Origin of the sequence: Streptococcus sp. DTU_2020_1000888_1_SI_GRL_NUU_041A (assembly GCF_032387735.1) — a bacterium.
GTDB lineage: Bacteria > Bacillota > Bacilli > Lactobacillales > Streptococcaceae > Streptococcus > Streptococcus sanguinis.
The window spans coordinates 2,210,187-2,223,336 of sequence record NZ_CP135591.1 but is presented as its reverse complement, the minus strand read 5'-3'; the positions used below and the strand labels follow the sequence as shown (position 1 = coordinate 2,223,336).

The following is a 13,150-nucleotide window of genomic DNA, read 5'->3' as shown; positions in this document are numbered from 1 at the left end:
GCATGAAGATTGCAGCTTTTGATACGTCAAGTAAGGCGCTGACGCTCGCGATTTTAGAGGACGAGACCTTGCTGGCGCAGATGACTTTAAATATAAAGAAAAACCACAGCATTACCCTGATGCCGGCTATTGATTTTCTGATGAATAGTCTGGACATGAAGCCGACGGATTTGGATCGTATCGTAGTTGCTCAGGGTCCGGGCAGCTACACAGGTCTGAGAATTGCGGTGGCGACAGCCAAGACTCTGGCTCATACCCTCAAGATTGAGCTGGTCGGTGTGTCTAGTCTGCTGGCTTTAGTCCCAGAGCAGGCGGAAGGCTTGGTCATTCCTGTCATGGATGCCCGCCGCAATAATGTCTATGCTGGCTTTTACCAGTCTGGTCAGGCTGTACGGCCGGAAGCTCATCTACCTTTGGCAGAGGTTTTGGAAATAGCTGTCGCTGCTAACCAGCCGGTCACCTTTGTCGGAGAAACGATAGCTTTTGTGGAGCAGATTGAAGCGGCTCTTCCTCAGGCTGCCATTCAGCCGACCTTACCAGACGCAGCAGCTGTTGGTCGTCTCGGTCTAGACCTGCCAGCCCAGTCCATTCATGACTTTGTTCCTAACTACCTCAAACGGGTAGAGGCTGAGGAAAATTGGCTCAAGACCCATCAGGAATCCAGTGATTCTTACATTCAGCGCCTATGATTGAGATGAGAAAATGGAGCGCTAACTCGGATGTGGACGCGGCAGTTCTGGCAGAAGAGCTGGAACAGCTCTTACTTGCTGTCTATGCGGTCAGCCATTGGACCGCAGGCCAAGTGGAAGAGGTTCTGCGTTCGGATGTGAACAGTTGTGCGCTAGCAGCAGATGAGAATCAGCTTGTCGGCTTTTTAGTCTGGCAGGAGACAGACTTTGAAGCGGAAGTCCTGCAGATTGCTGTATTGCCTAGCTATCAGGGGCAGAAAATCGCAACAGCCTTGTTTGACTTTTTGCCAGCAGACAAAGAGATTTTCCTTGAAGTTAGGGAGTCCAACAAGCCAGCTCTGCTATTTTACAAAAAAGAAAAATTTGAAGAAATCGCGCGGCGGAAGGCCTACTACCATGCGCCGGTGGAAGATGCGATTGTCATGAAAAGAGAGATCCATGAAAGATAGATATATTTTAGCTTTTGAGACGTCTTGTGACGAGACCAGTGTGGCAGTTCTGAAGAATGAGACTGAGCTTTTGAGCAATGTCATTGCCAGCCAGATTGAGAGCCACAAGCGTTTTGGCGGAGTGGTACCAGAAGTGGCCAGCCGTCACCATGTAGAGGTCATTACGGTTTGCATTGAGGAGGCCTTGGCAGAAGCAGGGATTAGCGAGGAGCAAGTCACAGCGGTGGCGGTCACCTATGGTCCTGGTCTAGTCGGGGCGCTTCTGGTCGGCTTGGCAGCGGCCAAGTCCTTTGCTTGGGCTCACGATATTCCCTTGATTCCAGTCAATCATATGGCCGGGCACCTGATGGCAGCTCAGAGCGTGGAGCCCTTGGAATTTCCCTTGCTGGCTCTCTTGGTCAGTGGCGGCCATACTGAGCTGGTCTATGTTAGTCAGGCTGGTGACTATAAGATTGTGGGGGAAACTCGCGATGATGCGGTCGGTGAAGCCTATGATAAGGTCGGTCGAGTCATGGGGCTGACCTATCCAGCAGGCCGGGAGATTGATCAGCTGGCTCATGAGGGACAGGATATTTATGATTTTCCGCGGGCCATGATTAAGGAAGACAATCTGGAATTTTCTTTTTCCGGTCTCAAGTCAGCCTTTATCAATCTGCACCACAATTCCCAACAAAAAGGAGAGGTTTTGTCTAATCAAGACTTGTCTGCTAGCTTTCAGGCAGCGGTTATGGATATTCTCATGGCCAAGACTAAGAAAGCCTTGGAAAAATATCCAGTCAAGACTCTAGTCGTGGCGGGCGGTGTTGCGGCTAATCAAGGCTTGAGAGAACGCTTGGCTGCTGAGATTCAGGATGTTAAGGTGATTATTCCGCCTCTGCGCCTTTGCGGTGACAATGCTGGTATGATTGCTTATGCTAGTGTCAGTGAGTGGAATAAGAAGAATTTTGCCAGTTTGGACCTCAATGCTAAGCCAAGTCTGGCTTTTGAAACGATGGAGTAAAGGAGAAGAATGCGCGGGCAGACATTTAAACAGGGGGCACAGGCGGCAGTGCCAACGGCTCTGGGCTATATTGGGATTGGCCTAGCCTGTGGCATCATGGCGGCACCCTATATGAATCCCTTGGAGATGGGGCTGATGAGTATTTTGGTTTATGCCGGCAGTGCCCAGTTTGCCATGATTGGTTTATTTACCCAGCAGGCGCCGGTTTTAGCCATTGCACTGACTGTTTTTCTCATCAATATTCGGCATCTTCTGCTCTGTCTGCATGCATCAACTTTTTTTCGTAAGTCTAGCTTGATGCAGAATATTGTCATTGGCTCTTTTTTGACGGATGAATCTTATGGAGTCTTGATGGGAGAACGGGCACATACAGAGGAAATCGCTGCTAGCTGGATGATGGGTAACAATTTCATGAGTTATACTGCTTGGATTTTGGGGTCTATTTTGGGAACTGCCCTCGGTGCCCTTCTGCCCAATCCTGAGAGCTTCGGCCTGGACTTTGCCCTAGTCGCCATGTTTATTGGCATTTTTTCTTCTCAGTTTACAATCATGCTGCGCCGGGTCAAGATAAAGAAGCTCTTTTTCGTCTTGGGCATGGTGGGTCTTGCCTACTTGCTCCTGACCATGCTGCTTCAAAATTCGCTGGCGGTGCTTTTTGCAACCTTGCTAGGCTGTACAGTGGGGGTGCTTTTGGATGATAAGTAAATATATTTTGCTGGCTATTCTTTTGTCAGCCCTGGTCACTTGGATTCCGCGGGTTTTGCCCTTTATCCTAGTCAAGTACAAGGGGCTTCCGCCCATGGTAGAGCGTTTCCTCAAATATCTGCCAGTTTCCATTATCTTTGCCCTAATCCTGTCCAGTGTCACCAATGCTAAAACAGGCCAGTTGCCGAGTTTTAAATGGCTGGATTTAATGGCCATTTTTCCGACTAGCTATGTGGCTTTTAAGTATAAAAACTTAATTGCAACTGTTATATTTGGCGTGGTCTTGGTGGCCCTGCTACGCTATCTGGCTGGATTTCTTGGGCTGTAAAGAAGATACAAGACAGATTGAATCGGTCGATTCGGTCTGTTTTTTTGCTAAATTCTAAGAATTATCTGAAAATATAATATTTTATGCTATAATGGAAGCAATCAAAATCATGGAGGTTCGGAAATGGCAGAAGCAGGTCATAAATTTTTAGCAAAATTAGGAAAGAAACGCCTTCGTCCCGGTGGTAAGCTGGCAACTGACTGGCTGATTGAGCAGGGGCAGTTTTCCAGCGATAAGAAAGTTCTAGAAGTTGCCTGCAATATGGGGACCACAACAATCGAGCTAGCTAAAAGATATGGCTGCCAGATTACTGCAGTTGATTTGGATAAGGCTGCGCTGGCTCAGGCTAAGCTTAATGGAGACAAAGCTGGTGTTGGTGAACTCGTCACATTTGAGCAGGCTAATGCCATGAAGCTGCCTTATGATGATAATTCGTTTGACATCGTTATCAATGAAGCCATGCTGACCATGCAGACAGATAAGGGGAAGGCCAAATGTATGGATGAGTACTACCGGGTGTTGAAGCCAGGCGGAGTGCTCCTCACCCATGATGTCATGCTCAAACAAAGAGATGAGAATGTCCGGGAAGAGCTATCTCGTGCAATTAATGTCAATGTCGGTCCTCTGACAGAAGGCTCTTGGATTCAGCTGGCGCGTTCTCACGCTTTTAATCGTGTAGACACTTTTGTCGGCGAAATGACCTTGATGAGCCTTCGAGGTATGATTTATGATGAAGGACTTGGAGGAACTCTGAAAATCTGCTTTAATGCCCTTAAAAAAGAGAACTACGGCCAGTTTATGAAGATGTTTAAGATGTTTCAAAAAAATCAGGAAAAACTGGGCTTTATTGCTATGGTTTCTCGTAAATAACTGCTAGACGCTTTGGGAACTTTAAATAGGTTTAAAAAAATTTCTAAAAAAGCTTGACTCTGACCTTTGGTCAGGGCTTATACTATAGTAGTAAGGAGGTCTATCATGTACCATATCAAAGAAGCTGCGCAGCTTTCAGGAGTCTCTGTCAAAACCCTGCATCATTATGACAAAATCGGACTGTTAGTCCCTGCCAAATCAGAAAATGGCTATCGAACATACAGCCAAGCTGATTTAGAGCGGCTGCAGGTCATCCTTTACTATAAGTATCTGGGTTTTTCTTTGGAGAAAATAGCAGAGCTGTTGAGTCAGGATGAACAGGCTTTATTGCCGCATCTGGTTAGGCAGTTAGAGTATTTGCAGCAGGAAAGAGACCGCTTGGATACCTTGATTTCCACCTTACAAAAAACCATCCAAGATGAAAAGGGAGAAAGAAAAATGACAATGAAAGAAAAATTCGCAGGTTTTACCTATGAAGACAATCACAAATATCATCAAGAAGCCGTCGAAGAATACGGTCAAGAAGTCATGTCGGAAGCATTGGTTCGTCAAAATGGACGGGAAGAAGAATCTGCTGCAGCCTTCAACCAAGTTTTTCAGAGTCTGGCAGAGAATATGCAGCAAGGCTTGCTAGTTGAGGCAGCAGAAAATCAAGAGCAGGCTACACGTCTCTTACAAGCCATTCGCACTTACGGTTTTGACTGCTCGCTGCAAGTCTTTGCTCACATCGGTCAGGGCTATGTTCATAATCCAGAATTCAAGAAAAATATCGATAAATTTGGATCAGGAACTGCCCAGTACACAGCAGATGTGATTGCTGCTTATGTGCGGACAAATGCAGAATAAAAACTGGTGAGAATATTCTGCACTGCACCCCAAAAGTTAGTTAACTTTTAGGGTGCAGTGCAATGTTCCTCGACCAGTTTTTTCAATTACTTTAAAATATTTTTCTAATCACTCATAATGCAAGCTTCCTGCCACCCAGCCGGTACAGAGGGCAGATGTGATGTTGAAGCCACCTGTGTGGGCATTGATGTCTAGGACCTCTCCAGCAAAGTGGAGACCGGGAACGAGCTTGCTTTCCAGAGTTTTGGGATTAATTTCTTTGAGGCTGACTCCGCCCTTGGTTACAAAGGACTTGGCCAGAGACATTTTGCCAGTGACAGGGATGGGCAGTTCTTTGATTTGTTTGATGAGAGCCTCTTTTTCACTGAGATTGAGTTGTTTGACTTTCTCGGGAAAGGGTTGGGCAAAAAAGTCTGCCATTCGCTCGGGTAGGAGGATTTTCAGGCAGTTCTTCAGCGATTTTTCCCGATGTTCTTCTAAAAAATCCGCCAGAGCCTGCTGACTCATCTGTGGCAAAAGGTCCAGATAAATGGTTTCGCCACCCTTGACAAAGCTAGACAAGCGCAGAGCGGCCGGACCTGATAGACCAAAGTGGGTAAAGAGCAGATCGTGGGTGATGACATGCTTGCCATAGCTTAGGGTCACATCGTCCAGCGAAATCCCCTGAAGCGCTTTGTGAGGAAAGTCAGTCATAAGAGGACTTTCAGCAGCTTCCAGCTCAGTCACCGTGTGCTTGAAGTGTCGGGCAATATCGTGACCAAATCCTGTCGAGCCTGTTGAAGGGTAGGACTTGCCGCCAGTCGTCACAATCAATTTTTGGCAGGTCCAAGTATGATCGCTGGATCTGATAGTGAAAAGATTATCATTTTTTTTGACGGAGACGATTTCAGTATTGGTGATGACAGTGCCACCCAGCTCTGCAATTTTCTTTTCCAAAGCTTCGATAATAGTGCGGGACTTGTCTGTCGCTGGGAAAACACGGTCGTGGTCTTCGACCTTGAGTTTGACGCCGTTCTCTGTAAAAAAGTTGATGATATCATGGTTGTCAAACTGAGAAAAGACGCTGTAAAGAAAGCGCCCGTTGCCTGGAATACCGGCCATGAGGTCATCTAGGTTTCCGTTGTTGGTCACATTGCAGCGCCCGCCACCTGTACCAGCTAGTTTCTTACCCAGTCGTTTATTTTTCTCGAGGAGCAAGGTTTTCTGTCCGTAGAAAGAACTGGAAATGGCAGCCATCATGCCAGCCGGTCCTCCGCCGATGATGATTGTGTCGAAATACTTCATTGGTCTTTTCCTTTCGTGGAGAGTGGTTTCTATCTGTTGGTTGGAAGTCTAGTATGTCCTTACAGGTGCCTTTTTGCTGTCTTGTGGTTCCTCTTGGAGGACTATAGCTAGGAATATCTAGATTTCTACATTCATTATATTTTTTTATTTCTCTTACTAGACTAATCTGTCTCATTGTATCATAAAAAAGGGCTAAAAAGATAGGAGTCAGGCTCAAAAAATATTGTGAAATTTGACAGTTAAGGCTTGATATGATAAGATTTAGGTATCTACAAACTAGAAAAAGTTTTTGAGGAAATTATGGCAATTGAAAAGACAGTCAGCGAGTTAGCCGAGATTCTTGGAGTTAGCCGCCAGGCGATTAACAATCGTGTCAAGGCACTGCCGCCAGAAGATACGGAAAAGAATGAAAAAGGAGTCACGGTGGTGACCCGCAGCGGCTTGATTAAGCTGGAAGAGATTTATAAGAAAACTATTTTTGAAGATGAACCTGTTAGCGAAGATGTGAAGCAACGCGAGCTGATGGAAATCTTGGTGGATGAAAAAAATGCTGAGATTGTGCGTCTCTATGAGCAGCTTAAGGCCAAGGACAGCCAGCTAGCTAAGAAAGATGAGCAGCTGCGCATCAAGGACGTCCAGATTGCTGAAAAGGACAAGCAGTTGGACCAGCAGCAGCAGCTAACAGCTAAGGCTATGAATGAGCGTGAAACCTTGCTGTTGGAGTTGGATGAAGCCAAGGAAAAGGTGCAGGAGCAGGAAAGCAAGGGCTTCTGGGCACGTTTATTTGGAAAATAAAAATAAGGTTGGGACATCTGTCTCAACCTTGTTTTAAATAAGAATCGCTTTTTAGCAAGTTTTATATTGTTCACAACATAAAGGAGGAAAATGAAATCACAAAGACTGGGACTTTTACGTCTCTATCGTAATCTTGATAAAATTCTGTTGCTCTTTTTCACAGTCTTTATGCTCATGGAGCTGGCCTGGGTGCCTTTCAACTCCTTTGCAGCAGAGACTTTGCTCAAGCAGACAGGCTACCTCTTCTTATCCTATACGAATGCCCTGAAGGTTCTGACTTCAAATGTCTGGGTTGGCTTGGCCTTTCTAGCACTTTTTGCGGCCAACCTCTTTGTCGCTTATTTTCAGATTGGACTGATATTTATGGGGCTCCGCAATCTTCTGGACGAGGAAGAACGAAGCGCCTTTCAGTTTATTAAGAAAAGTTTTAAAGACAGCGGTTCGCTGATTCGCTACGCCCGACCCAGCAAGGTCCTCTTTATTGCACTGTATATGGGCTTTATCTTTCCCTTTCTGCGGCAAATTCTCAAAATCTACTACTTGAATAAAATTCTGATTCCAGAATTTATCGTGACCTATCTCAAGACGGCCTTATGGATGAAATTATCAATCTATGCTTTAGGTTTTCTGCTTTTTTTGATAGCTGTCCGACTAATGTTTGCCCTGCCCAAGCTCTTTTTTGAGCATTTCCGCCTACGAGATGCGATTCGGTATAGTTTGGAGAAGACCAAGGGGCACTTGATTCGCTATACTTGGCAGCTCTTTTGGATACTGGCCAAGAGCTTTCTCTTCTTTCTTTTAAGCAGCATTCCGATTTTAGTGTTGCAGCAGTATGCGGATGGCCAGTCCAATCAGATAGCCTTGACAGCAGCGGTTGTCAATTACTGCCTCATCAAGCTGGCTTATTACTTTATGGTAGCCTACTTTCTGATTAAGTTTGTGGCTTTTCTGACAGACAGTAAGCTATCTGAGTACCGATACAGGAAAGGCCTGCCACTCATGCGCTGGTTTATCCTTTTGGTCACTAGCTCTGTCTTTGCCCTTGAAGGCTTTGTCTATCTCAATCTTCCCTTGGAAAACGTCCCTCTGACTATCTCGCATCGTGGAGTTTCACAGGGAAATGGTGTCCAGAATACGGTTGAGTCGTTAGAGAAAACCGCCCTGCTCAAGCCAGATTATATAGAAATGGATGTTCAGGAGACTAAGGATGGCCAGTTTGTCATGATGCACGATGCCAATCTAGAAGCATTGGCCGGCGTCGATGCCAGACCGCAAGAGCTGACTCTGCAAGAGCTGACGGCTTTAGATATTTCAGAAAATGGACACACTGCCAAAATTTCCAGCTTTGATGCTTATCTCAAACGAGCCAATCAAATGGGCCAGAGACTCTTGATAGAAATCAAGACTAGCAACTTGGACTCAGCTGATATGATGGACCGTTTCCTTAGTCAATACGGAGCCAATATCAAGGTTTATGGCCACCAGATTCAGTCTTTGGACTATCAGGTTATTGACAAGACAGTCCAGTATGATAAGGGCATACCAACCTTCTTTATCCTGCCCTACAATACCATTTTTCCACGGACACAGGCTTCTGGCTATACGATGGAGTACTCGACCCTCGATGAAAACTTTGTCGATAAGCTATGGACGACAGATAAGCAGCTTTATGACTGGACCATCAATGATGCAGATAGCATTGGCAAATCCTTCCGCTTGGGCGTTGACGGCATGATTACCGATGATTTGGAGCTGGTGCAGAGCTCTATCAAGGAGCTGCAAAACAAACCCGACTATGCCCTGCTTTTGATGAGTAAGGCAGCGGATTTGCTTAATTTTGTGTAGTGGACTGATGAGGGAACAACTATAAATCAAAAAAGACTGAGATTCTTCAGTCTTTTTTGCTGGTTCGAGTATTGCTTGACTTATGTTTAGTCAAGTTGGAAAGTTATTTATCTTGCTTAAAATGGCAATTTGCCTGCGAAAGCGCCCATTTTCTTCTGAGTAGCATCATCAATCTGAGCCAGCGCGTGATTCAGGGCCTGTGCAGTCATCTCTGACAGAGTTTCCAAATCTTCAGGATCCACAACTGCTGGATTGAAGTCAATGCTGACTACCTTTTTATCGCCAGTCAGTTTAGCAACGACTAAGTCTTGAGCTGATTTGCCGGTAAATTCTGTTGCAGCTAGTTCTGCCTGTCCTTTTTCCATTTGTTTTTGAAGCTTTTGTGCTTGCTTCATCATGCTTTGCATGTTCATCATAAGATTTTCTTTCCTTTCTCTCACAAGGGCTAAGCCCTTGGTAATCTTCACTCTTCAAATTATATCATTTTTTGGAAAAGTGGCAAGAAGAAGATTTCTAAGAGGTTTGACAAAAATTTAGCCTTTATAGTAGAATGGTCATGAATCTATATACCAAGGAGAAGACAACTTGAAAAACAAGAAGATAAAAGCTTTGCTGTTGGTAGTGCTCTCATCCCTCTTCATCCTAATTGGCTGCAGTGGCAGTCCCAAAATTCAGGGAAAATGGAATGTACAGGATGCTAGCGGTGAACAAAAGACCATTGAAATAAAAGACAAGACCATTATTGTCAACGAAGAAGAGTATGAGTATACTCAAAATGCAGTTGGTTTTAAGAATGGAGTGAGTTATTACGGCCTGACTCGGAAAGATAATGGCGGAACATTTTCTATCGTCTTTCCTGAGAAAGATAAAAACATTGCTATTATGCTAATTCCTGACTCAAACGATGACTATCTCACAGGCAGTATGCTCTTTGCTATGAACCGCAAGGAAAAGCCAGATTATAAAAAATATGCAGAGGAATATCTCAATCTACAATAAAAGAAAAGCCCTTAGAAACTTCTGTTCTTAGGACTTTGTCTTCAATCTGAAGCGCTGAATTTCAGCGTCTTTTTCTTTTATTAATGTGATGTCATTGTTGGCAAATCCAAACTAGATTGCTCCAAATCTACCGTCAGCTGATAGTCGATCTTATCACGGACAGTATGCTCAAAGTCTGTAGTGTAGAGAACGAGGCGCAGTTGGTCTCCTTTTTTCATCTTATAGATGGTTGGTTGCAGTTCAAAGGAAAATTCCAGCCATTGGTCAGGAGTGACTTCTTCGACGCTCAGTAGATTGGTTCGATTTTGCAAATTGAGAAAACCTTTGGTGATGACGCGATGGGGCGTTTCGGCAAAGGGCAGTTCAACCAGATTGTCCAGCATATAGTAGCGGCCGTTGTCCATGACTCTAGGTTCAATAGGCGTAGGAATTGGTGTGTGTCGTTTAGCTAGTCCGAAGTCCAGCAATTGAGCAGAAATCAATCCCTTATCGGTGCTGGATTTGAGGCGAAGATTGAGCTGGGTCGCTCCGTTGAGAAAGAGGTCCTTTTCCAAGGTCCAGTCCAGAGTAATCTGGTTGACCTTACCTTCAAAAAGCTCAGTCTTAAAGCTTTGGTAATTTTTAGCAAAACGATTATAGTCTTCTTCTGGATATTGATTTTGGATAGATTGGCAGTCTTGGCCTAGTTGGAGCTGAAGTTTCTGCTCTTGTCCGCCGAAGTCTTCCAAGGTCAGCCAGTTTTGAGCTTGACTGTTGTCCTGCCAGATGACTGTTGGCAGCTCGAAGTCTGATTCACAACCCAGCAGTTTTTTGCTCAGCAGAGCATTGATAGACTCACGAAAGTCAACGGACTGCCAGTTGTTCATGTAAACATGGGCGCTGTTATGGAAGAAGAGATGTTTTTTGATGTGGGGCGGTAAGGCTCGAAACATATTATAGACATGAAGGGGCTTGACATTCCAGTCTTGAGAACCATGGGTGAAGACGACTTCAGCCTTGACCTTATCTGCATGGAGCAGGTAGTTGCGGTCATGCCAAAATTGATTGTAATCTCCGGTTTGCCGGTCTAGGTCTTTGCGCTGTTGCTCTAGGCTTCGCTGATAAGTATCATTATGACGCAGGTAGTCACCAGCCCTCAGGTTGCGGGAGTAGGTCAGTTCGGTCAGGGATTCAAAATCCTCTCCTGGATAGCCGCCAGGGCTTGTGACAAGGCCGTTTTCGCGGTAGTAGTTGTACCAAGAAGAAATCCCAGCTTCGGCGATAATGACTTCCAATCCGTCTACGCCAGTCGTAGCCAGCCCGTTGGACATAGTGCCTAGATAGGAGATACCGGTCGTAGCCACTTTTCCGTTGGACCAACTAGCCTTGATTTCCCGCTGGCGTGTGTGGTCGGTGAAGGCTCTGCAGCGGCCGTTGAGCCAATCAATAACGTTCTTATAGGCTTCGATCTGCTGATAGTCGCCGCTGGTCATCAGTCCTTCAGAGTCTTTAGTTCCTACGCCAGACACATAGAGATTGGCAAAGCCACGGGGCAGCAAGTAATCATTGAGCGTGTAGGTGCCGATATGACCTAATTTTTCCTCGGCTTCAGAGACTTCTTGGGCAGGAGCTGGCGAATCCAGCTGGAGCAATTTGAGCTTAGAATCTTGTACTGTGATTTGATGGGGCTCTTTTTTTGCTAAGTCCACATTCATATCATGGAGAGCCTTGTCGCTGGCAGGGTCATTGGTTCCTTGATGATAAGGAGAAGCAGTCATGACAGCAGGGACTTGTCCTTGATAGCGGGGTCGGATAATGCTGACCTTGATGAGATCCGGACGACCGTCTCGATCAGTGTCCACACGTGATTCTACATAAACCACTTCACGGATGGCATCATGGCTGGAAAAGGTTGCCAGACTCTTGCCGTTGAAGTAGTGGTGGGTATTGTCCTCAGGAATTAACCCCTCGCTGACTAGCTTATCAACTAAGAGGTTACCATTTTTTGTCCGAGTGTTGAGCAGCTGGTAGAGATTTTCCAATAAGTCTCCAAATGTAATGGGAAAGCCCGTTTCTTTGCGAAAGGCCTCAACATCTGTAAAATCAATAAAGGGCGAGAACTCAAGCAGCTGAAAGGCCACAGTATAAAAGACAGACGCCGTCAGTTCTCTGTCAGACTGGAAAAAGCTCAGCAGGTCTGTTTGGCTGTCAGCAGCCCAGGATTTCAATGGATGATCTGTATTTTTATAAGTGAAAAAGCTGGTGCGGAGAAAATCTTCAAGATTTTCCTTATCAGAGCGATTGCTGTCATAAAAAAAGCCTAGTTCAGCTAATTCTGTCAACATATTTTCCCTTTTCGTTCTTGCATAACTATACTGATTAAAACGCATATTCTTCCCTCTTTTTCTTATTTTTATTAAAAATGACCTTTACATTATCCATTATACTTGATAAAATAGACTTTGTCTAAAAAATATTTAAGGAGTATCACTAAATGGATTTCGAATGGGTCGTTAAATACGCCACAGAATTTTTAGGAACAGCTATCCTCATTGTCTTGGGGAACGGAGCTGTTGCCAACGTTGAATTAAAAGGAACTAAGGGACATCAGAGCGGTTGGTTGGTCATCGCTGTCGGATACGGTATGGGGGTTATGATTCCAGCTTTGATGTTTGGTAATGTGTCCGGTAACCATATCAACCCTGCCTTTACTTTGGGACTTGCTGTCAGCGGGTATTTCCCTTGGGCACAGGTTGCGCCATACATTGCAGCACAGATTTTGGGAGCTATCTTCGGACAGGCCTTGGTCGTTGCGACCCACCGTCCTTACTATCTGAAAACAGAAAATCCTAACAATATCTTAGGTACTTTCTCTACTATCTCTAGCCTAGATCATGGCACACCTGAATCACGTAAAGCTGCCTTGTTCAATGGTTTTATCAATGAATTTGTTGGTTCTTTTGTTCTTTTCTTTGCTGCTCTAGGCTTGACTAAGAACTTCTTTGGGGCAGAAGCGTTACAATATTTGAAACCATTTATTGAGCAATCTGGTCAGCAGTTGACTGATGCAGCAGTGAAAGCACAAGTGGCTCCGCATACTGCTGCTGGTCTTTCAGTCGCTCACTTGGCACTTGGTTTCTTAGTAATGGCTTTGGTAACCTCTCTGGGAGGCCCTACTGGACCTGGGCTGAACCCAGCTCGTGACCTTGGACCTCGTATCCTCCACTTCATCCTGCCAGAATCTGTTTTGGGCAAACACAAGGGTGATTCAAAATGGTGGTATTCTTGGGTTCCAGTTGTGGCACCGATTCTTGCAGGTATCACAGCAGTCCTCTTGTTTAAAACAATCTACGGATAAGCA

The 13,150-nt window shown here is 45.2% G+C and carries 14 protein-coding genes; 11 read left to right on the top strand and 3 right to left on the bottom strand.

The genetic code is table 11. The annotated features are described in order from the left end of the window. Positions 1-2 precede the first annotated feature (2 nt). The 7 genes from tsaB (at position 3) to RSK81_RS10920 (ending at position 4,887) form a co-directional block, all read left to right on the top strand. On the top strand, positions 3-689 hold the full coding sequence (gene tsaB, locus RSK81_RS10950) for a tRNA (adenosine(37)-N6)-threonylcarbamoyltransferase complex dimerization subunit type 1 TsaB (RefSeq protein ID WP_002910728.1): 687 nt from the start codon (positions 3-5) through the stop codon (positions 687-689). Beyond that, entirely contained in the window at positions 686-1,138 is a 453-nt protein-coding gene (gene rimI, locus RSK81_RS10945; protein ID WP_315686812.1) for a ribosomal protein S18-alanine N-acetyltransferase, read from the top strand. The genes tsaB and rimI overlap by 4 nt, the downstream gene beginning before the upstream one ends. Continuing rightward, complete coding sequence (gene tsaD / locus RSK81_RS10940; RefSeq protein ID WP_268681606.1) at positions 1,128-2,138, top strand: tRNA (adenosine(37)-N6)-threonylcarbamoyltransferase complex transferase subunit TsaD; 1,011 nt, start codon at positions 1,128-1,130, stop codon at positions 2,136-2,138. Before rimI ends, tsaD begins: the two co-directional genes overlap by 11 nt. 9 nt (positions 2,139-2,147) lie before the next feature. Beyond that, complete coding sequence (locus tag RSK81_RS10935; protein ID WP_315686807.1) at positions 2,148-2,843, top strand: AzlC family ABC transporter permease; 696 nt, start codon at positions 2,148-2,150, stop codon at positions 2,841-2,843. Beyond that, positions 2,833-3,171 (top strand): AzlD domain-containing protein, encoded by a 339-nt coding sequence (locus tag RSK81_RS10930; protein WP_002923128.1) that lies wholly within the window; start codon positions 2,833-2,835, stop codon positions 3,169-3,171. The genes RSK81_RS10935 and RSK81_RS10930 overlap by 11 nt, the downstream gene beginning before the upstream one ends. Before the next feature lie 123 nt (positions 3,172-3,294). Then, entirely contained in the window at positions 3,295-4,041 is a 747-nt protein-coding gene (locus RSK81_RS10925) for a class I SAM-dependent methyltransferase (protein ID WP_315686804.1), read from the top strand. 105 nt (positions 4,042-4,146) lie between these two features. Continuing rightward, the gene (locus RSK81_RS10920) at positions 4,147-4,887 is read left to right on the top strand and encodes a MerR family transcriptional regulator (protein ID WP_315686802.1); all 741 of its coding nucleotides are present in this window, start codon (positions 4,147-4,149) and stop codon (positions 4,885-4,887) included. Between the two features lie 108 nt (positions 4,888-4,995). Here the strand turns inward: RSK81_RS10920 and RSK81_RS10915 are convergent, their stop codons facing one another. Beyond that, a complete protein-coding gene (locus RSK81_RS10915; protein ID WP_002910712.1) occupies positions 4,996-6,171 on the bottom strand; it encodes an NAD(P)/FAD-dependent oxidoreductase in 1,176 nt (391 codons plus the stop codon). Between the two features lie 300 nt (positions 6,172-6,471). On the opposite strand from RSK81_RS10915, the gene RSK81_RS10910 reads away from it, so the two are divergent. Together RSK81_RS10910 and RSK81_RS10905 are read left to right on the top strand one after the other, a co-directional pair. Next, positions 6,472-6,966, top strand: a complete 495-nt coding sequence (locus RSK81_RS10910; RefSeq protein WP_002896624.1) for a DUF536 domain-containing protein — start codon at positions 6,472-6,474, stop codon at positions 6,964-6,966. A 90-nt stretch (positions 6,967-7,056) separates the two neighbouring features. Further along, positions 7,057-8,811 (top strand): glycerophosphoryl diester phosphodiesterase membrane domain-containing protein, encoded by a 1,755-nt coding sequence (locus RSK81_RS10905; RefSeq protein WP_002901535.1) that lies wholly within the window; start codon positions 7,057-7,059, stop codon positions 8,809-8,811. Between the two features lie 116 nt (positions 8,812-8,927). Here the strand turns inward: RSK81_RS10905 and RSK81_RS10900 are convergent, their stop codons facing one another. Further along, positions 8,928-9,227, bottom strand: coding sequence for a YbaB/EbfC family nucleoid-associated protein (locus tag RSK81_RS10900; protein ID WP_002919734.1), 300 nt, complete (start codon positions 9,225-9,227; stop codon positions 8,928-8,930). Positions 9,228-9,396: 169 nt separating this feature from the next. Between RSK81_RS10900 and RSK81_RS10895 the strand changes: the two genes are divergently transcribed. After that, on the top strand, positions 9,397-9,810 hold the full coding sequence (locus RSK81_RS10895; protein WP_002901533.1) for a hypothetical protein: 414 nt from the start codon (positions 9,397-9,399) through the stop codon (positions 9,808-9,810). A gap of 80 nt (positions 9,811-9,890) precedes the next feature. Here RSK81_RS10895 and RSK81_RS10890 read toward each other — a convergent pair whose 3' ends face one another. After that, positions 9,891-12,179, bottom strand: a complete 2,289-nt coding sequence (locus tag RSK81_RS10890; RefSeq protein ID WP_315686798.1) for a Xaa-Pro dipeptidyl-peptidase — start codon at positions 12,177-12,179, stop codon at positions 9,891-9,893. A gap of 104 nt (positions 12,180-12,283) precedes the next feature. Here RSK81_RS10890 and gla point away from each other — a divergent pair, with 104 nt between their 5' ends. Further along, positions 12,284-13,147: an aquaglyceroporin Gla gene (gene gla, locus RSK81_RS10885; RefSeq protein WP_002914417.1), complete on the top strand. Its 864-nt coding sequence runs from the start codon at positions 12,284-12,286 to the stop codon at positions 13,145-13,147. Positions 13,148-13,150 lie beyond the last annotated feature (3 nt).